The sequence below is a fragment of the Rhizobium sp. 9140 genome, from assembly GCF_900067135.1.
Taxonomy (GTDB): Bacteria; Pseudomonadota; Alphaproteobacteria; order Rhizobiales; family Rhizobiaceae; genus Ferranicluibacter.
In genome coordinates, this window is sequence record NZ_FJUR01000001.1 from 317,845 (window position 1) to 338,358 (window position 20,514).

14 protein-coding genes and 1 pseudogene are annotated in these 20,514 nt (G+C 62.9%); 10 read left to right on the plus strand and 5 right to left on the minus strand.

Translation table 11 applies throughout. The features are described 5' to 3' along the window. The 5 genes from GA0004734_RS01500 to GA0004734_RS01520 form a co-directional block, all read right to left on the minus strand. Positions 1–1,848 carry a methyl-accepting chemotaxis protein gene (locus GA0004734_RS01500; protein WP_092930601.1) on the minus strand — a complete coding sequence of 616 codons (1,848 nt, stop codon included), beginning with the start codon at positions 1,846–1,848 and terminating at the stop codon, positions 1–3. An 83-nt stretch (positions 1,849–1,931) separates the two neighbouring features. Further along, positions 1,932–2,447, minus strand: a complete 516-nt coding sequence (locus tag GA0004734_RS01505) for a chemotaxis protein CheW (RefSeq protein ID WP_092930603.1) — start codon at positions 2,445–2,447, stop codon at positions 1,932–1,934. Continuing rightward, on the minus strand, positions 2,444–4,513 hold the full coding sequence (locus GA0004734_RS01510; protein ID WP_092930605.1) for a chemotaxis protein CheA: 2,070 nt from the start codon (positions 4,511–4,513) through the stop codon (positions 2,444–2,446). The genes GA0004734_RS01505 and GA0004734_RS01510 overlap by 4 nt, the downstream gene beginning before the upstream one ends. Beyond that, positions 4,510–4,878 (minus strand): response regulator, encoded by a 369-nt coding sequence (locus GA0004734_RS01515; RefSeq protein ID WP_092930607.1) that lies wholly within the window; start codon positions 4,876–4,878, stop codon positions 4,510–4,512. Before GA0004734_RS01515 ends, GA0004734_RS01510 begins: the two co-directional genes overlap by 4 nt. Next, on the minus strand, positions 4,875–5,192 hold the full coding sequence (locus GA0004734_RS01520) for an STAS domain-containing protein (RefSeq protein WP_175386173.1): 318 nt from the start codon (positions 5,190–5,192) through the stop codon (positions 4,875–4,877). The genes GA0004734_RS01515 and GA0004734_RS01520 overlap by 4 nt, the downstream gene beginning before the upstream one ends. A gap of 475 nt (positions 5,193–5,667) precedes the next feature. On the opposite strand from GA0004734_RS01520, the gene GA0004734_RS01525 reads away from it, so the two are divergent. From GA0004734_RS01525 to GA0004734_RS01565, 10 genes and pseudogenes are all read left to right on the plus strand, one after another. Next, the gene (locus GA0004734_RS01525) at positions 5,668–5,907 is read left to right on the plus strand and encodes a hypothetical protein (protein WP_092930611.1); all 240 of its coding nucleotides are present in this window, start codon (positions 5,668–5,670) and stop codon (positions 5,905–5,907) included. 8 nt (positions 5,908–5,915) lie between these two features. After that, positions 5,916–6,098 carry a hypothetical protein gene (locus GA0004734_RS01530; protein WP_062475557.1) on the plus strand — a complete coding sequence of 61 codons (183 nt, stop codon included), beginning with the start codon at positions 5,916–5,918 and terminating at the stop codon, positions 6,096–6,098. Positions 6,099–6,240: 142 nt separating this feature from the next. Then, positions 6,241–8,097, plus strand: a complete 1,857-nt coding sequence (gene malQ / locus GA0004734_RS01535; protein WP_092930613.1) for a 4-alpha-glucanotransferase — start codon at positions 6,241–6,243, stop codon at positions 8,095–8,097. Positions 8,098–8,205: 108 nt separating this feature from the next. Further along, a complete protein-coding gene (locus GA0004734_RS01540; protein ID WP_092930615.1) occupies positions 8,206–11,454 on the plus strand; it encodes a maltotransferase domain-containing protein in 3,249 nt (1,082 codons plus the stop codon). A gap of 33 nt (positions 11,455–11,487) precedes the next feature. Further along, positions 11,488–14,802, plus strand: a complete 3,315-nt coding sequence (gene treS, locus GA0004734_RS01545; RefSeq protein WP_092935750.1) for a maltose alpha-D-glucosyltransferase — start codon at positions 11,488–11,490, stop codon at positions 14,800–14,802. Next, positions 14,799–17,003, plus strand: coding sequence for a 1,4-alpha-glucan branching protein GlgB (glgB, locus tag GA0004734_RS01550; RefSeq protein ID WP_092930617.1), 2,205 nt, complete (start codon positions 14,799–14,801; stop codon positions 17,001–17,003). Before treS ends, glgB begins: the two co-directional genes overlap by 4 nt. A gap of 95 nt (positions 17,004–17,098) precedes the next feature. Continuing rightward, the gene (locus GA0004734_RS25840; RefSeq protein ID WP_175386175.1) at positions 17,099–17,239 is read left to right on the plus strand and encodes a hypothetical protein; all 141 of its coding nucleotides are present in this window, start codon (positions 17,099–17,101) and stop codon (positions 17,237–17,239) included. A gap of 177 nt (positions 17,240–17,416) precedes the next feature. Then, complete coding sequence (locus GA0004734_RS01555) at positions 17,417–18,052, plus strand: BA14K family protein (RefSeq protein ID WP_092930619.1); 636 nt, start codon at positions 17,417–17,419, stop codon at positions 18,050–18,052. Between the two features lie 45 nt (positions 18,053–18,097). Next, the gene (locus GA0004734_RS01560) at positions 18,098–19,270 is read left to right on the plus strand and encodes a glycosyltransferase (protein ID WP_092930621.1); all 1,173 of its coding nucleotides are present in this window, start codon (positions 18,098–18,100) and stop codon (positions 19,268–19,270) included. A 44-nt stretch (positions 19,271–19,314) separates the two neighbouring features. Beyond that, a pseudogene (locus GA0004734_RS01565) lies at positions 19,315–20,460 on the plus strand (glycosyltransferase family 1 protein); the annotation flags it as partial. Positions 20,461–20,514 lie beyond the last annotated feature (54 nt).

Below are 20,514 nucleotides of genomic sequence, written 5' to 3' on the forward strand. Positions count from 1 at the left end.
TCAGGCGCTCTGCTTGAAGTCGGCGTCGTCAGCGTCCGGGCCGCCCATCGACATATCCAGCGCAAAACCCTTCACGCGGGCCTGCTGGGCCGAAACGCTCTGGCGGGGGGCGGCGGCGGCCGGCTTACGCGGGGCGGCTGACGGGCGTGCCGGTGTTGCATGATGGGCCGCATGATGCGCAGCCCGCTGGGGAGCGGCGGCAACCGGGGCCGGCTGATGCTTGTGGCCGACGTTGTCCACCCGGAAGAAGGCGATGGAGGCCTGAAGCTCCTCGGCCTGGGCGGCCAGTTCCTCTGATGTCGCCGACATCTGCTCGGAGGCGCCGGCATTCTGCTGCGTCACCTTGTCGAGTTGCTGGATCGCCTCGTTGATCTGCGACGCCCCGATGTCCTGCTCGCGGCAGGCAGCGGAGATCTCGGCGATCAGTTCGGCCGTCTTGCGGATGTCGGGCACGAGGCGTCCGAGCATGTCGCCGGCTTCGGTCGCCACCTGCACCGTTTCGCCGGAGAGGCCGCTGATTTCGGCGGCGGCCGCCTGGCTGCGTTCGGCGAGCTTGCGCACTTCGGAGGCAACGACGGCAAAGCCCTTGCCATGTTCGCCGGCACGGGCCGCTTCCACGGCGGCGTTCAGCGCCAGCAGATCGGTCTGGCGGGCGATTTCCTGAACGATGGAAATCTTCTCGGCGATCGTGCGCATGGCGACGACGGCGCGGGCGACGGCGGCACCGCTGGCTTCGGCATCCTTGGACGACTGGCGGGCGATCTTCTCGGTCTGGGCGGCATTGTCGGCGTTCTGCTTGATGTTGGCCGCCATCTCTTCCATCGAGGCGGAGGCTTCCTCGGCGGACGAGGCCTGCTCGGTCGCGCCCTGGCTCAGCTGTTCGGAGCTCGAGGACAGTTCCTGGCTGCCCGAGGAGACGTTGTCGGAGGCCGACAGCGCATCGCCGACGACGCCGCGAAGGCGTTCGACCATCAGCTGCAGGGAAATGCCCAGAATATCCTTGTCGGAGAGGGGTTTCGGCGTGTTCGTCAGGTCGCCATTGGCGATCTGATCGGCAGACTTTGCCGTGTTGCGCAGATTGCCGGTCATAACAGTGACGGCATCGACCACATCGCGGATTTCGTCATTGGTCTTCACGGAAACCGTCTGGTCGAGGTCGCCGATGGCAACGGCTTCGGCCATGATGCGGATCTTCTTCAGGCCGCTATTGATGCCCATCGCAATGATGGAAGCAACGGCCGTGGAGATCAGGAGCATGGCAACGAGGCTGCCGAGCAACACGTTGCGGGAGAATTCATACTGCGCGTTGGTCGCTTGGTCGGTCGTGGTCAGGTCGGCGGCAATCTGGTCGTTGAGGCCCGAGAGGGACGCCAGCAACTGCTTGGTGACCTGTGCGCCGTCGCCCATGGAAATCTCGCCTGCGCGGCGATTGCTATCGGGCGTGTTCTCTTGGGCGAGCTGCAGAACCCCGTCCTGCATCTTGATCCAGGCCGGATAGGTCGCCTGGAAATCGGCGACCTTCTGCCGGATGAGCGGATTGGTCTCGCGGTCGAAATTCTTGACGATCCGGACGATCGTTTCACGCTGTCCGGCGACGGCCGATACGTAGCCTTCGATCAGCGCCGCATCGGTGTTGATGATGGCGTTCTTCTCCTGCTGGATGGATGTCAGCACGGCATCCGAAAGATCGCTGGAATCCCGGAGGTTTGCCGCAGGTCCCTGGATGATGTCGGTGATCGAACTGTTCAGCGAGGACAGGTTGACGATGGCAAGCACCGCCATGCCGCATGAGAGGAGAATGAGGAAGCCGAACGCGCCGGCGAGTTTCAGTTTGATCGTCATCCGCATCGGGATTTCGCTTTCGTGGAGAGGGTGAAGGGTGACCGAGATATGGGAGTCGGTAGAATGTCGGAATCTGTGTAACCGGAGCCCTAGCCCGTGAAGAGCATTCCCGTCGGGGTGACATCGACCGAGAAGATCTTCTTCAGGTTCGGCACGATGATGAACTCGCCGTTTCGCTTGACGAGGCAGTCGATGAAGTCCGCACGCCAGCGCATGCCGATGCTGGGCGGGGGTTCGCTGGATGCCTGGGCAAGGGTGGTGACCTCGTAGACCTTGTCGGTGCGGATGCCGACGAGGCAAGGCTCGCCCTCAATGTCGAGCTGGACGACGATGATACGGCTGTCGATAGTCGCTTCGCCGGCTTCCATGCCAAAGGCGAGGCGAATATCGGCCAGCGGAATGACCTTGCCGCGAAAATTGATGACGCCGCCGAGAAAGGCCTTGGCGCCGGGCACCCGCGTTTCGGGCAGGAGGTCGAGGATCTCCTGGACCACCGTCGCCTCGATGGCGAAGGTCTCGCCATTGAGGTTGAAGGTCAGGACGGCGACATCCTCGCGGTCCCTCCAGAGCAGATCGGTCTCATGTTTCCTGAGATGCTGGTTCATCCGGCAGCCCGCAACTGCGCCTCCTGCTGCTGGCCGACGGTCACGAGATGCGTGACGTCGAGGATCAGCGCAACGTTGCCGTCGCCGAGAATGGTGGCACCGGAGAAGGTGACGACGTCGTGATGCAGCTTCGACATCGCCTTGATAACGGTCTGGTGGTCGCCGATGATCTGGTCGACCACGAGCCCGACGCGCTCGTTGCCTGTGGAGATGACCACCATCTTCTGGTAGCGATCCGGCGGGGTGCCGGTGCGAAACAGCTCGCGCAGCCGCAGGAAGGGCACGAGATGATCGCGCAGCGAGATGAAGCTGCGACCACGCGAGCGCAGGTCCTCCTCGGCCGACAGTTCGAGGCATTCCTCCACCGCCGAGAGCGGAATGACGTAGGAGCCCGTGCCGACCCGCACGAGAAGCCCGTCGATGATGGCAAGCGTCAGCGGGATGCGCAGCGAGATCTCGGAGCCTTCCCCCGGCGTGCTGTGCATATCGATGACGCCGCGGAGCGCCTCGACTGTCTTCTTGACGACATCCATGCCGACGCCGCGGCCGGAAAGACTGGTGATCTGGGCCGCGGTGGAAAAGCCCGGCTGAAGGATCAGCTGCAGCAGTTCCTGATCGAGCAGCATCTGGCCGGGCTGGATGAGACCGGAGGCCTCGGCCTTGGCGCGGACGCGCTCGCGGTCGATGCCGCGCCCGTCGTCGCGAATGGTGATGATGACCTCGCCGCCGGCCTGACGAGCCGACAGCGTGACGCGGCCGGTGCGCGTCTTGCCGGAGGCCACGCGCTCCTCGGGCATCTCCAGCCCGTGGTCGATCGAATTCCGCACGAGATGGACGAGCGGATCGGCCAAACGCTCGATCACCGTCTTGTCGACCTCGGTGGTCTCGCCTTCGGTGACGAGTTCGATCTCCTTGCCGGTTTCCCGGGCAAGATCGTGGACGAGGCGGCGGAAGCGGCCGAACAGGCTGCCGACCGGCACCATGCGCAGCACCATCATCGTGTCGCGCAGCTCGCCCGACAGCCGCTCGACGTCTTCGGACACCGAGCGCAGCTGGATATCGGCACTGACGCCGGCCAGCTGAGACAGGCGGGACTGGGCGATGACGAGCTCGCCGACGCGGTCCATCAGCTCGTCCAGCCGCTCGGCGGGAACGCGAACGTTCTCGGCCGCGGGCTTCGTCTGCTTGGCATCGGCGATGGCAGGGGCGGTATTGACGGCGCGCGCGGGCTCGGAGGGTGCAGCTTCGGCGAGAGGGGAAACGACGGATGTCGGGGTCGGGGCCAAGGCCGGGGCCAGAGCTGGGGTTGGTGCAGAGGCGACGGCCGGGGCCGGCGCGGAAGAGACCTCTTCGAGCATCATCTCCATGTCGTCCATGACGAAGATGAAAACGTCCTCGATGGCGGCGCGCGGTTGCGGCAGCAATGTCGTCAGCTCCACCGTCCAGCCGATATGAAGGTCGTCGGGCTCGATCGCGTCGAGGCTCGGAATGGCGGAGGTATCGGCCTTGATGGTGCAGTCGCCGAGATCGGCCAGTTCGTCGAGCAGGCCGAGCGGATTGGTTCCGTTCGCCATGGCATTGACCGGCAGGCGGAAGCGTAGCCGCCAGCGCGTGGCCGCCGACGCGGCAGGAGTGGAAATACCCGCAACAGCCGCTGGCAGCGGGGCCGCGACGACGCAACCCTGCGCAGCCTTGGCACCCACGGCCGCCTGCAGCTTCGCCAGCAAGTCGTTCCCCGTCGCCTCATGGTCGCCGTTCGGCGTGTCCACCAGCGCCTTCATGTGATCCTGTGCTTCCAGCACCGCCGCCACGAGTTCGGCCGTGGCCGGCACCTCGCCTTTGCGCACCCGGTCGAACGCCGTCTCGCAATGGTGGGTGAAAGCCGCCAGCGCCTCGAAGCCGAACATGGAGCCCGACCCCTTCAGCGTGTGGAGACCGCGAAACACGGCGTCGATTTGCGCCTGGTTCGACAGGTCGCCGAGGAGGTCGAGAAGACCCTCCTCGATGACGACGAACAGTTCGGCGGCCTCCATGCGAAAGACCTGCACAGGATCCATCAGGTTCATTTGCCCAACACCTTCCGGGTGATCTTGACGAGCTGCTCGGGATCGAAAGGCTTGGTGATCCAGCCCGTCGCGCCTGCGGCCTTGGCCTGGGCCTTCATCTCGGCATCAGACTCGGTCGTCAGGAAGATGATGGGAATGCCGGTATGGGCGGGCGAGGCGCGCAGCGCCTGGATCATGGCAAGGCCGTTCATGTTGGGCATGTTCAGGTCGGTGACGATCATGTCGAAGCGGCCGCCTTTGGCCTTGGCCAGACCATCGACACCATCCACAGCCTCGGTCACCTGATAGCCGGCACCTGTCAGGGCGATCCGGGTGGTCATCCGGATGCTGGCGCTGTCATCGACGGTGAGAATATGGGCGCTCATTGCATCTGTTCCTTGCCGTGCAGCCAGAACCGGCTGTCTTGCGGGGTCATGTCGGTGAGAAATCCGCCGCGCGCGAGCGTCGACAGCAGGCTGCCTTCAGCAGGCCTTGAGAGGGAAAAGCTGCGGCCGAGCGTCTCGGCATAGCGCCGCGAGGCTTCGAGAAGCTGGATGAACGAAAGATCGGCGTCAGCAGCTTCCGGAACATTGATGACAACGTCGCCGGAGTGCTCGAAAGCGGCCCGCAGCGTCTCGGCGATGTCCCGGGATTGGCGAATGGTCAATGCAACCGGAAGCACAAGAGGCAGCGAGGGCATGGGATCTTGAACAGACATACGAAGAGAACCTTAACGACGGGCGCGGCAGAGCCCACAGCCGCGTCCCCATGAGGGACAGGAATGTTGATGGCGGCGCCGGTACGGTACCGTTCATGCATCTAGGAGACACTGGGAGGTGCCGAGGCCAAGAAAAGTGAGGAATGATCGGGCACTCGTGACGATCCGCTTCATGCGGATCAGAAGCCGGTTCCCCGGGCCGATCTGATAGAGAGAACTTTCCCTCAAGAGCGTTAAGGCCGGTTTAATGCATCATTCTAATTAATTTATATTTTTATTTGTGAACTTTTTACACAATCTAAAGGAGTAATATTTTGTCGATTGCATACTTTGAAGAAAGGCCTCCTCCACGCTTGGGATATCCCTTTGAAAGCAATGACTGCCCATCCGAAAACAGACCGCTTGACATGTGTTCAAAAACAGAACATTTAGAGAACAAATCAGGAGATGGTTCGAGATGGCAATAGCAGAGAAATTCATTGTCTTGCCCTTCAAGAAGGTCCGCGGCGGCGTTGCCCCCGGTGAGATGCGTCAGGCGTCGAATGCCGTCAGCGCCGAGAAGATCGCGACGTCCATGTCCACCCGCTTTCCCGGCGTGGCAGCCTATGCGGTCAAGGTTGACGAAGAGTCCGGGGACATGAGCGATCCCCGCCTGATCATCCAGTTCGGCGAGGTTGCCGATCTCGCAGCAGCATGAGGTATGCGATGGATAAGCAGATCGAATTGCGCGAAAGCGTCCGGATCCTGATCGCCCAGGGCGAAGCCGCCCGCCAGCGTGCCGAGGCACACCGCGAACAGACCCGCATCAAGGTTGCCGCCATGGCTTCGCGCCCTGGCGAGAAGTATTTGGCCGCCATGCGCCAGGCCAAGGCAGCGACGAGCCACTGAGACTGGTAGCCGGGCTTTTCTCCGTCTTCGGGAAGCGCCCCGTGTCATAACATTCGCATCGCCGCCGTTTGCCATCCGGACGAACCGCCTTAGGTCTTCTGAACCACCCGTATCAGGACTTCCTCAGAAGGCGATGACATCCATGAAGCGCGAGACGATCGACGAGCTTGCACGCCGGCACGGTATCGGCGAAACGCGACCGAGCCCTGAGAAGAACGATGTTACGGTCTCCACCGAGACGAAGATCAAGATCCTAGAGGCGCTGAACGTCGACCTTGATGCCCGCGATCAACCGGGCAATCCCTTGGCCGGCCAGAAGACCGCAACGACGAAAACGCTGCCCGCCTCCTACCTCCCGCCTTTCCTCGGAAGAACCCGCGTCTGGGGCGTGACGCTCGAGCCCTACGCACTTCGGTCGTCCCGCAACTGGGGCATCGGCGATTTTCAGGATCTCTGCGATATCGCCCGTGTCTTCGGCCCGCTCGGCGCCGACTTCATCGGACTGACGCCGCTGCATGCGCCGTTCCTCGCCGACCCCGATCGTTGCAGCCCGTATGAACCCTCCAGCCGCCAGCGCCTGAACCCGCTCTACATCGCCGTCGATCGCGTTCCCGGTTATGAGCCGCACCCGGAGATAGAGCGCAGGGCAGCCGAACTGCGGGAAACCACGCTGGTTGATTATGTCGGCGTCTGCAGCCTGAAGCTGGAGGCCCTTCGCGACATCTGGACAGGCTGGATGCCCGAGCGGAGCGGATCATCCGCACCGGAAGATTTCGAGACCTTCATCGCGCGCGAGGGCACGCCTCTGCGTCTCCACGCGCTGTTTGAAGCCCTATCCTTCACGATGTCGGCACAGGGCCTCGGCGCCGGCTGGCATGCTTGGCCGGAGAGCTTCAAGGACCCGGAGAGCCTTGACGTCGCAGCCTTTGCTGAAACGCACGAGGACGAGATCCGCTTCCATATGTGGCTGCAATGGCTGGCACACGGCCAGCTCGACGCGGCGTCCAAGGCTGCGAAAGCAGCCGGCATGCGGATCGGGCTCTATCTCGATCTTGCGGTCGGCGAGGCGCTGGACGGCGCCGCCACCTGGGGCGAGCGCGATCTCTATGTTTCCGCGGCCACCGTCGGCAGCCCGCCGGATCCTTTCGCTGCCGATGGACAGGACTGGCATCTCGCCGCCTTCCAACCGGCCGCCATCGCCAGCGGCGACCCTTCGCCCTATCGGCGCATGGTAACCGCCGCCATGCGCTATGCCGGCGCCATCCGCATCGATCACGCCGCGGCCCTGCGTCGCCTGTTCCTCGTCCCGCTCGACCTCAAGCCGGATGGCGGCGCCTATGTCGAATATCCGGAAAAAGATCTCCTCGGCATTCTCGCGGAAACCTCCAGGCACCATGAATGCCTCGTCATCGGCGAGGATCTCGGTGTCCTCCCAGATGGCCTGCAAGACGACCTCACGGAGGCACGCATCCTCTCCTACCGGATTCTCTCGTACGAGCGCACCGAAGACGGCTTCAAGCCGGGGCAAGAGTATCCGGCTCTGTCGCTTGCCTGCATCTCCACGCATGACCACCAGACGCTCGCCGGCTGGTGGCGTGGCGCGGATATCACCACCCGCGCCGAACACGGCATCCTGCCGCCGGATATCACCAAGGCGCATCAGGAAGAGCGCATGACGGAGCGCAAGGATCTGGCACGGGCACTGGACGACGCGGGTATCGAGCAACCTTCCCACCTGCCTTCGGGTTTGGCACAGGATCAGGTCTTGACCAGTATCGTGGTCGATGCCCACCGCTTCATCGCCAGGACGGCATCGGCTCTCTCTGCCGTGCGTCTCGCCGATATGACCGGAGAGAAGAACCCGACCAACGTTCCAGGGACGAGCGACAGCTATCCCAACTGGAAGCCGAAGCTGTCCGTAACGCTCGAAGCCCTTTCCGAGGTGCCTCTTCTTGTCACCCTATCCACGGTCATGCGGGAGGAGCGCCCGCGGTCGTAGGATGACGTTTGCACGCGGCTAGCGGCATCGTTCTGCTATGATCGGCAAGACGATGTGGAACAAGCTTGGGGTTCGCACGGTTCTCGATGAAACAACGCGAGACAGCTCATGAATGTTCATTCGCTTGCCGAAGCACACACACCTGTCATCACGCCGCCGCGGATCTACTACGTCCACCCCTTGCAATTGCGAGGGATGGAAGCGTGGGACGCGGCCTTTGCGCATGCTGCAACGCTTGGTTTCGACACGGTGCTATCGGCGCCCGTCTTCCAAAAGGGCGATGCAACCAGCGTGTTCGTCACGGCCGACTTCGAAAAGCTGAGCCCGGAGCTTGGGCTTGGCGAGAGCGTCGAGGACGGCCTGTCGGCTCTGGTCGATGCCGCGCAGCGACATGGCCTTTCCCTGATGCTGGATATCGTCGTCGGACGCGAGGCGGATACGCGTTCCGACGCCGGCGCTCCCGTCGATCCGCGTATCTCACCCACCGTCGCCGGCAGCCGCACTGTCCGCGCACATGACCCGGATTCGGAAGCCACGCTGATTACCACATGGACGGATCGTATTCAGAGGCTTGCCGACGCCGGTGTCAGCGGCTTCCGTTGCGTCGGCCTTGCCGCCATACCGGCGGACGCATGGCGGACGCTGATCTCGAACGTTCATCAACGTCAGCCGCACGTCCGCTTTCTCGCCTGGACGCCAGGCACGACCTTCGATGACCGCAGGACCCTGGCCGAAGCCGGTTTCGAGGGCAGCTTCTCATCGCTCGCCTGGTGGAACCTCAGGGATCGCTGGCTCCTTGATGAATACGAACTTCAGCGGAATTTCGCCTACCAGATCGCCTTTCCCGAAGCGCCATTCGCAAAGCGCATAGCCCATGGCACGGAGAGCGGCGAAATCCTGAAACGGCGTGCCATACGCACGCTTGGCCTCTCCGCGACGATCGGCCAGGGCATCCTGATCCCGATGGGCTTCGAGTTCGGAGCATCGACACCGCTAGATCCGATGCATGGTCATGGCGGCGGCATTCGCGGTCTGAAATCCCTTGGTGCCTTTGACATCTCCTCCGAGATACGGTCCCTCAACGAACGGCTGGCTGCCGCGATACCGTCGGCTGCAACGCCGCTGACCCTCATTGCCGGCAGCGCGACATCCGTGAGCGCGCTCGTACAGGGCGACCATGCGGACCTTCGTCAGGCCGAGACCGTGCGCGTGATCATCTGCAACCGCGATCTTCGCCGCAGTGCCGCAGCACCGTTCAATGCGATCCGCGAGGCGGCATCCGCCTTCCTGCCGCTGTGCGATATCGCCCGGCCCGAACGCGCGCTCGATGCCGATGTGCGGCTTGCACCGGGCGAGCTGCGGATTTTCGAGGGCACGGCCTCCAGGCCGATCCTCATGGCAGGTGCCGCGATGGATGCGCGCGCCGCTGCGGATACGCCACGTCTGGCCATCGAGAAGGTATCGCCGGCAGTTGACGAAGGCCGCTTCCCGGTAAAGCGCGTCGTCGGCGATGTCGTGAAGGTGAAAGCTGATATTTTCGGCGACGGCCATGACCCGCTGGCAGCCGTGCTCCTCTGGCGTCCGGTGGATGCGCAGGAATGGACCGAAGTGCCGATGCAGTTCGTCGTCAACGACCACTGGAAAGCGGAATTCACCCTGAAGCGCATGGGGCGCCACGAATATGTCGTGGAGGCCTGGCGCAACCCCTACGCCATTTTCCGCTACGAACTCGGTAAGAAGCATGAGGCCAATCTCGACCTGACGCTGGAGATCGAGGAAGGCATCAACCTCATCAAGGCCGCGCAGGGGAATGGTCCCCAGCGGGTTCAACCCGAGTTGAAGGCGCTTCTGGCGATGCTCGCCGACGAGGATGCCGACGCGAAGACCAAACGGCTGCTCGCACCGGAAACCTTTTCGCTCATGGCCCGCGCAGACCGCCGGCCCTTCAGCGTCCGCTCCGCCGTCATCCCCGTCGATGCCGAGCGGAAGGCAGCTGGTTTTGCCAGCTGGTTTCAGGTCTTCCCTCGCTCGCAAAGCGGCGATGCGAACCGCCACGGCACGTTCGACGATGTCATCGCCCGGCTTCCCGCCATTCGCGAGATGGGCTTCGACGTCCTCTACTTCCCGCCGATCCACCCGATCGGCGCCACGAACCGCAAGGGCCGCAACAACACGCTGACGCCCGGCACGAACGATCCCGGCAGCCCTTACGCCATCGGCTCGCCGGAGGGCGGGCATGATGCGATCCATCCGGAACTCGGCACGCTCAAAGATTTCCGCAGGCTGGTCGCGGCGGCAGCCGATCACGGGCTCGAAATCGCGCTCGACCTCGCCATCCAGGCTTCGCCGGATCATCCCTGGCTGAAGGATCACCCCGGCTGGTTCGACTGGCGATCCGACGGAACGATCCGCTATGCGGAAAACCCGCCGAAGAAATACGAGGACATCGTCAACGTCGATTTCTACGCGAAGGACGCCGTGCCATCGCTATGGGAGACGCTGCGCGACGTCGTCCAGCATTGGGTCGATCAGGGCGTCAAGCTCTTCCGCGTCGACAATCCACACACCAAGCCGTTTCCCTTCTGGGAATGGATGATCGCCGATATTCGCGGTCGTCATCCCGAAGTCGTGTTCCTGTCGGAAGCCTTTACCAAGCCGAAGGTCATGTATCGACTGGCCAAGGTCGGTTTCTCGCAATCCTACACCTACTTCACGTGGCGAAACGCGAAGTGGGAGCTTGAGGAGTATATGCGGGAGATCACGACAGAGGCGCCGAAAGACTTCTTCCGCCCGCACTTCTTCGTCAACACGCATGATATCAACCCGGATTTTCTACAGAACGCACCGCGTTCGGCCTACCTGATCCGCGCCGCCCTTGCCGCGACCCTTTCGGGTCTCTGGGGCGTCTATAACGGCTTCGAGCTCTGCGAAGGCCGGCCGGATGCCAAGCGCAAGGAATATGCCGACAGCGAGAAGTACGAGATCCGGGCATGGGACTATGACCGGCCGGGCCATATCAAGGGCGAAATCGCGCTTCTGAACCGCATCCGCCGCGAAAACCCGGCGCTGCACACGCATCTCGGCCTGACGCTGCTGCCCGCCTGGAACGACAATGTCATGTTCTTCGAAAAGGCCAGTGCCGGGCGCGAGAACGTGCTGATGATCGCCATCAGCCTCGATCCTCACACCGCACAGGAAGCGGATGTCGAAGTGCCGCTCTGGTCATGGAACCTTCCCGACAACGGATCGCTTCCCATGGAAGACCTCATTGCCGACCGGGCCTTCACCTGGACGGGAAAGATACAACGCATCCGCCTCGATCCGTCGATGCCGTTCGGCATCTGGCGGGTTCGATAGGGAGGAACCGACATGGATATGCTGACCGATCAGATGCAGGACGACAGTGGCACCCGCCCGCAGACCCACGCCGAAAGCGGCTCCTCGGACCCGCTATGGTATAAGGACGCCATCATCTACCAGCTGCACATCAAGTCGTTCCATGACGGGAACGGCGATGGCATCGGCGACTTCAAAGGCCTGCAGGAGAAGCTCGACCACATCTCCTCGCTTGGCGTCACCGCGATCTGGCTGCTGCCGTTCTTCCCGTCGCCGAGACGCGACGATGGCTACGATATCGCCGACTATGGCGATGTCAGCCCCGACTACGGCACGATGGACGAATTCCGCGCCTTCGTGGATGCCGCCCATGAGCGGGGAATTCGTGTCATCATCGAGCTGGTCATCAACCACACCTCCGATCAGCACCCCTGGTTCCAGCGCGCCCGCAATGCGCCGGTCGGCTCCCCGGAGCGCGACTTCTACGTCTGGTCGGATACGGACCAGAAGTTTCCGGAAACCCGCATCATCTTCCTCGATACCGAGAAATCCAACTGGACCTGGGACCCGGTCGCCGGCGCCTATTACTGGCACCGGTTCTATTCCCACCAGCCGGACCTGAACTTCGACAATCCACAGGTTCTCGAAGAGCTGTTGTCCGTCATGCGCTTCTGGCTGGAGACGGGCATCGACGGCTTTCGGCTGGATGCCATCCCCTACCTGATCGAGCGCGAGGGGACCAACAACGAGAACCTAGCCGAAACCCACGACATCCTGAAGCAGATCCGCGCCGCGCTTGACGCGAGCCATCCCGGCCGCATGCTGCTCGCCGAAGCCAACCAGTGGCCGGAAGATACCAACGAGTATTTTGGCGATGGCGACGAATGCCACATGGCGTTCCACTTCCCGCTGATGCCGCGCATGTACATGGCCATCGCCAAGGAAGACCGCTTCCCGATCACCGACATCATGCGCCAGACGCCCGATATTCCGGACAATTGCCAATGGGCGATCTTCCTGCGCAACCATGATGAGCTGACGCTCGAAATGGTGACGGATGCCGAGCGGGACTATCTCTGGAACATCTATGCCGCCGACCGCCGCGCCCGCATCAATCTCGGCATCCGCCGTCGCCTTGCGCCCTTGATGGAGCGCGACCGCCGCCGCGTCGAGCTGATGAACGCGCTGCTGCTTTCCATGCCCGGAACGCCCGTCATCTATTACGGCGACGAGATCGGCATGGGCGACAACATCTATCTCGGCGACCGCGACGGCGTGCGCACGCCGATGCAGTGGTCGCCGGATCGCAATGGCGGCTTCTCGCGCGCGGACCCCGCCCGCCTCGTCCTGCCGCCCGTCATGGATCCGCTCTATGGCTATGAAGCCGTGAACGTCGAAGCACAGTCGGCCGATGCCCATTCGCTCCTGAACTGGACACGGCACATGCTGGCGCTCCGTCGTCGCCACATCGCCTTCGGCCGTGGCGCGCAGCGTTTCCTGAAGCCCGGCAACCGCAAGATCCTTGCCTATCTCAGGGAATATGACGGCGACACGATCTTGTGCGTCTTCAACCTCTCGCGCCTGCCGCAGGCCGTCGAGCTCGATCTCTCGGAGTTCGAGAACCGCGTGCCGATCGAACTGACCGGCATGTCGCCCTTCCCGCCCATCGGCCAGCTCACCTATCTTCTAACCCTGCCGCCCTACGGCTTCTTCTGGTTCCAGCTCGTCGCGGAAGCGGATGGCCCGACCTGGCGCAATGACCCGCCGGAACAGCTGCCCGATTTCGCGACCATGGTGCTGCGCCGCGACCTCCTCGAGGTGGTCGAGCAGCCGCGTCTGTCGAGCGTCCTGTCGCGCGACGTTCTTCCCTCCTATCTCGCCAAGCGCCGCTGGTTCGGCTCGAAGGGCGAGACGCTGCATAGCGCCAAGATCGTCAGCGCCGTGCCCATGGGCTTCCCGCACGACATCCTGCTCGGCGAACTCGAGGCGGAACTTGAAGGGCATACAGAAACTTACATGCTGCCGCTCGCGATCGCCTGGGATGACGCCAACCCGCCGGCTCTCGCCCAACAGCTGGCGCTTGCCCGTCTGCGGCAGGGTCGTCGCGTGGGCTTTCTGACGGATGGCTTTGCAGTCGAAGCATTTGCCCGCGGCGTCCTCAAGGGATTGCGCGAACGCACCCAGATCTCCGGACGCAGCGGCACACTGGAGTTCATTGGAAGCGATCAGCTTGATGGCATCGACGTGCGCGACGATCTGCCGATACACTGGCTGTCGGCCGAGCAGTCTAACAGCTCCCTGATCGTCGGCGATATCGCGATGGTCAAGCTCATCCGCCACATCTTTCCGGGCATCCACCCGGAAGTGGAGATGACGCGCTATCTGACCAGCGTCGGCTACGCCAACACTGCACCGCTGCTTGGCGAGATCGCCCGCATCGCGCCGGACGGCACGCGCTCGACGCTGATCATCGTTCAGGGCGCCATTCGCAATCAGGGTGACGCCTGGACCTGGATGCTCAGCACCCTGCGCCGCACGCTCGACGACACGCTGACCTCCGTTTCCGACATCGCCCCCACAGACGTGCAGGAAGGCCTGTTCTCGCCGCTGATGGACTTCGTCTCGAATGTCGGCACGCGTCTCGGCGAACTTCATGTCGCCTTGGCGAAACCGACGGAGGATGAGGCCTTCGCCCCTGTTCGTGCCGGGACGCACGACGTCGAAGACCTGCGCCGTCAGGTGATCGGCCAGATTTCGGACGGTCTCGACATTCTCGACGGCGCACGTCGCGACATCGATCCGGCGCTTGGCGGCGAGATCTCCAGGCTGATCGAAGAGCGCGAGACCTTGTTCGCCTCCATCGGCGCGCTTGCAGATCGTGCAACGGACACGCTCATGATCCGCAACCACGGTGATTTTCACCTGGGCCAGATCCTCGTTGCGGAAGCTGATGCCTATCTCATCGACTTCGAAGGCGAGCCGGCCCGGAACCTCGACGAACGCCGCGCAAAGACCAATCCCCTGCGCGATGTCGCCGGCCTGTTGCGGTCGCTGAGCTACCTTGGTGCAACGGCCGAACTCGACAATGAGGCGGTGACCGACCCGAACGACGACAGACGGACCGTGCTCATCCGCGCCTTCATCGAGAAGGCCGAGGCGGCATTCCTGTCGAGCTACTTCACGGTAACCGAAACGTCGGATCACCTGCGCATGCCGGAAGCGATCCGCACGCAGATCCTCGACCTCTTCCTCTTGGAAAAGGCGACGTACGAAATCGCCTACGAAGCCCGCAACCGGCCGAAATGGCTGCCCATCCCGCTCGCTGGCTTCTCCGCCATCGTCCGCCGACTTTCGGAAAGTAACGCCTGATGCTGGAACGCCTCGACCTTCTCCAGGGTATCGACCACGATGCCATCACCGCCCTCATCGATGGGCGCCACGGCGACCCCTTCGCCGTTCTCGGCCCTCATCCACATGCCGACCGAACCATCGTCCGGGTGCTGATGCCCGGCGCCGTCGGGATCGACCTTCTCGACCCGTCGAGCGGCGCCGTCGCAACGAGCCTTGAACTCGTGCACCCCGGCGGTCTCTTTGCGGCGCTGACCGATCTACCCCGTTACCGGCTGCAGATCACCTGGCCGGAAGCCGTTCAGGAAACCGAGGATCCCTACGCCTTCGGTCCGCTGCTCGGCGACCTCGACCTGCACCTCTTCTCGCAAGGCACGCATTACAGCCTCGGCCGGACATTTGGCGCGCGGGTGATGGATGTAGATGGCATCGAGGGCGTACGGTTCGCCGTCTGGGCACCGAACGCACGGCGCGTGTCCGTCGTCGGCGACTTCAATGCCTGGGACGGACGCCGCAACCCGATGCGGTTGCGCCCCTCCGCCGGTGTCTGGGAAATCTTCATCCCACGTCTTGGCAAGGGCGAGCGCTACAAGTTCGAAATCATCGACGCCTCCGGCGATGTCCTGGCGCAGAAGGCGGATCCGATCGCGCGCGCGAGCGAGGCAGCCCCTGCCACGGCCTCCATCGTCGCATCCGCATCACCCTATCCCTGGACCGACGAAGACTGGATGCGCCGGAAGACGGAGATCCGCGATGGCGAAGCGGCCATTTCGGTCTACGAGGTTCATCTGGAATCCTGGCTTCGCATCGCCGAGGACGGAGACCGGTCTCTGGACTGGATCGAATTCAGCCAGCGGCTCATCCCCTATGCCGCACGTCTCGGCTTCACCCACATCGAGCTCCTGCCGATCATGGAATATCCGTTTGGCGGCTCCTGGGGCTACCAGCCACTCGGCCTTTTCGCGCCGACCGGGCGTTACGGCACCCCAGAGGATTTCGCCTATTTCGTCGATCGCTGCCATGCCTCGGGCATCGGCGTCATTCTCGACTGGGTCCCCGCCCACTTCCCGACCGACGTCTGGGGCCTCGCCCGCTTCGACGGCACCGCGCTCTACGAGCACGAGGATCCGCGCGAAGGCTTCCACAAGGACTGGAACACGCTGATCTACAATTTCGGCCGCAATGAGGTGAAGGGGTTCCTGATCGCCAGCGCGCTCGAATGGCTGGAGGAATACCACGTCGATGCGTTGCGCGTGGATGCGGTCGCGTCGATGCTCTACCGCGACTACAGCCGCAATGCCGGCGAGTGGATTCCGAACGAATATGGCGGGCGGGAAAACCTCGAAGCGGTCGAATTTTTCAAGCATCTTAACAGCATCGTACACCAGCGTTGCCCGAACGTGCTGATGATCGCCGAGGAATCCACCGCATGGCCCGGTGTGACGGTGCCCGTCGAGAAGGGTGGCCTCGGCTTCGACTTCAAGTGGAACATGGGCTGGATGCACGACACGCTGCATTACATGGAGGAAGACCCGGTCTACCGGCGCTACAATCATGGGCAGATGACCTTCGGCATGGTCTATGCCTACTCCGAGCGCTTCATGCTGCCGCTGTCCCACGACGAGGTCGTGCACGGCAAGGGCTCTCTGCTCGGCAAGATGCCGGGCGACGCCTGGCAGAAGCTCGCCAATCTGCGCGCCTATTTCGGCTTCATGTGGGCGCACCCCGGCAAGAAGCTGCTCTTCATGGGCGGCGAGATTGCGCAGGAAACGGAGTGGAACCATGACGGCTCGATCGTCTGGGATCTGCTCGACCGGCCGGAACATGCCGGCATGCAGCGCCTCGTCGGCGACCTCAACCGTCTCTATGCCGCAGAGCCGGCCCTGCAATATGGCGACCTGCATCCCCAGGGCTTCGACTGGGCGGTGTCGGACGATGCCGAGCACTCGATCTTCGGCATGCTGCGCATCAGCGAGGACAGAGCCTCGATGATCCTTGCCGTCTCCAACATGACGCCGGTGCCGCGCCAGGGCTACAGGATCGGCGTGCCTTCGGAAGGCCGTTGGGAAGAAGTGTTCAACAGCGATGCTGGCGTCTATGGCGGCTCCAATCTCGGCAATGTCGAAGCTTGGACAGAGCATCACCCCGCCCATGGCAAGCCGCAGTCCCTGTCGCTCACCTTGCCGCCCCTTTCGACGATCCTGCTCAGGTGGCGGGCCTGAGGCCCGTCTATCCCGAGTCCGATGCGCCAATCCGTCGCTGGACGATGACACCGCCTGCCATTGACGGCAGGTGGCGGGATCGGCCAAGATGCGCCATGCCCAACCATGATCTCGACCACCACGCCCCGCCTTCCCGCCGGGCGAAACTCATCTTCGCAGTGCTCGTCGGCATCGTCTTGCTCGCCACCGTCAGCAGCATGGCAACGTCGGTCGTGCTCTATCTGAAGAGCGTCTGACCGGCGATTTTGGCCGTGTAAGGTCGGGTCAAAACGAACGTCCTCCGCGCTGAACGTATTTTATGAACGTTCGATGTTTTCGGCACGTAAAAGCTGTCGGAACTCTGCGCCACACCATGCGTTGACGATCAGATTCTTGAGAATCGAGACGTTTCCAAGCATGTCAGGAGCATCATCATGAAAGCCACGACCGCGCTCGCTTTCTTCCTTACCGTCGCCATGACGCTCTTTATCGCAGGTTTCCTCAGTGCATCCGCCCTCATGGCGAAACCCGCGACAGAAGCCCTTGCCAACATCAACGTGCCCGACCTCTGGACATCCGAGCCGAAGCGCGTCGTTGCCGCTGAGCAGGGCCTTGAACGCGCGCCGGCAGCGCCGCCGGTCGATCTGGCATCGTCCGACAGCCTTGCCGTCCATCAGCCGGTCGTCGCTCCGCCGGTGGCCTCAATGGACAACGCGTCCGCCGAGATCGACAAGACGGAGCCGGGCGCTCCCGTGGGCGAGACCGATCTTGCGATGGCGCAGGATGAAATCGCCAACAACCCGGAACATCAGGCATGGTGCGAGCGTCGCTACCGGTCCTACAGCGCGGCCGATAACAGCTACAGCGCCTATAGCGGCGAACGCAGGACCTGCATTTCCCCCTATATGGACGTTGCGTCCACCAACGACATCGGCAGGATGTCGGCCCCTTCCGATCTGGCGACGGACGATCACGTTCGCCAGTGTCAGGAGCGCTATTCCTCCTACCGGGCATCTGACAACACGTACCAGCCCTACAGTGGTCCGCGTCGCGCCTGCGTCATCGATTGACAGGCAGTGTCATCAGTCCTCAGCAAGAAAAGGCAATCCCCGTCCATGACCGTCAGACGCATCGTCGTCATCAGCGACTTTCAGGACGGGCAGTGGGATGACTCTTCTTTACCGGCGGTCGAGGAAGCCCGTGCCGCCTGGCTCTCGGGCGAGCGCGGCACCAGGCCTGAACGGGTTGAAAATCGCGATGATGTCGCCGTCGATGGCGGCTATATCGAGCGGTTTCCGCTCGCTTGCCTGAAGGCCGGCCTTGTCGAGAGTGCCGAGATCTGGACGCATTGGCGTGGCAGCAACCCGCCGGACACGCGGCCAGGGCCAAGCCCGCACCTGAAACGCAGTGTCTTCCGCATGAACGGGCCGGAAGCTCCCTTCGCATCCAACGATATCCTCGGTCACATCGCCGCGTTCGGCGCGCCGCACATCCTGTGCGTCTGGGGTCTTGGTGTCAGCGAGGAGATCCTCCTCGCCTGTCGCGACAGTTTCAAGATCTACAATTCGATCGATGCACCTGCCCTGCGCATTCCGCCCGAGGTCAGCCGGCATTTCGACCTCATCCTGACGGGCGCCCAGTGGCAGTCTGACGCCGTGCACGATCGGCACCCCGACATGCCGACCGCAATCCTGCCGATCGGACCCGAATTTGCATCGGACACGACGTTTCATCCGCTCGACGTGCCGAAAACCTACGACATCATTTATGTCGCCGCCGCTCAAGCCTACAAGCGGCACGACATCCTGTTCGATGCCATGGCGAGGCTGCCGCGCGCCTTGCGGGCGCTCTGCGTCTGTGGTTACGGCGATATGACAGGGGCATTCCGGCAGCAGGTCGCCGAACGCGGTATTTTGGTCGATATCATCGATCCGCCGGGCGTGCCCTTCGAGGAGGTCAACCGCCTGATGAACACGGCGCGCATCGGCGTCGTCTGCGGTGTCGATGATGGAGCGCCTGCGATCCTCACGGAGTACATGCTGGCCGGCCTTCCCGTTCTCGCCAACAGCGCTCTCTACTGCGGCCGTCAGTTCATCACGCCCGAGACCGGCCGAACGGCTTCGGCGGAAGACTTCCACCTCGCGATCGCCGAGATGCTGGAGACCTCTCCAAGCTTCGATCCGCGCGCTGTCGTCCGGGCAAACTGGACGTGGCCGCACTCGGTCCGAAGACTCGAAGCTTTGATATCGGCGAGTGACAAGAAAAGACCGTCTCCCTCTGGAACCTAGAGATGTCCAAGCAGTTCCCTGCAAGCTTGACGGAAGGGAGCTCGATGAATTTACTGGGTGCGTTTTCAAAGGTTTCTGAGGGCATTTTTTGCACCGACGCACCGATCGTCTGTTTCTCCCACCTCCGCTGGGATTTCGTTCTCCAGCGGCCGCAGCATCTGATGCAGCGTTTCGCAGCCGATCGGCAGGTCTTCTTTTTCGAGGAATATATCCCGACCGACCATCACCTCGCTTACCTCGAAATTCACCCCTTCGCCGGCACCACGGTCAAGGCCATTCGTCCGCGCGTGCCACACTGGTGGAATGAGGTGCAACGCGAGACGGCGCTTGCGGCTCTTCTCGATGACCTCCTGGCGCTGTATGGCAGCCGCCAGCCAATTCTCTGGTTCTATACGCCGCTGATGTTTGCGTTTGCGCGCCACGTGGATGCGGCAGCCGTCGTCTATGACTGCATGGACGAACTCGCCAATTTCAAGTTCGCACCGCCTGAGTTGAAGGCCATGGAACAGGCCCTGCTCGCGCGCGCCGATGTCGTCTTCACCGGCGGCTACAGCCTCTACGAGGCCAAGCGCGACCGCCACGACAATCTCCACGCCTTCCCCTCAAGCGTCGATGCGCACCACTTCCGCACCGCGCGCAACGGCCACACCTCTCCGCCGGATCAGGCCGGCATCAAGGGTCCGCGCCTCGGCTTCTACGGGGTGATTGATGAACGGCTCGACCTCGGCCTGATCCGGGACGCCGCAGCCGCCCGTCCAGACTGGTCATTCGTCTTCCTCGGCCCTGTGGTCAAGATCTCGCAGGACGACCTGCCCCGCGCGGCCAATATCCATTATCTCGGGCAGAAGAATTATGCCGAACTTCCTGCCTATCTCTCCGGCTGGGACGTGGCGCTGATGCCGTTCGCCCTCAATGAAGCGACACGGTTCATCAGCCCGACCAAAACGCCGGAATACCTTGCCGCTGGCCGGCCAGTCGTCAGCACGGGTATCACCGACGTCATCAGAAGCTATAGCGATGTGCCCGGCGTCTACATCGCAAAGGATGTGGAAAGCTTCGTCGATGCCTGCGCCGCCGCACTGGCTCTGCGGCAATCGTCCACATCCTGGCTCGAAGCGGTGGATACCGTTCTCGCCCGCTCGTCGTGGGACGATACGGCGCGTCAGATGCGTCTGCTTATCGAGCAGTCCATGGGCGGTCCAGAGCCGCTGGCGGCAGAGGCGACGGCACCGCTAACCGCACGG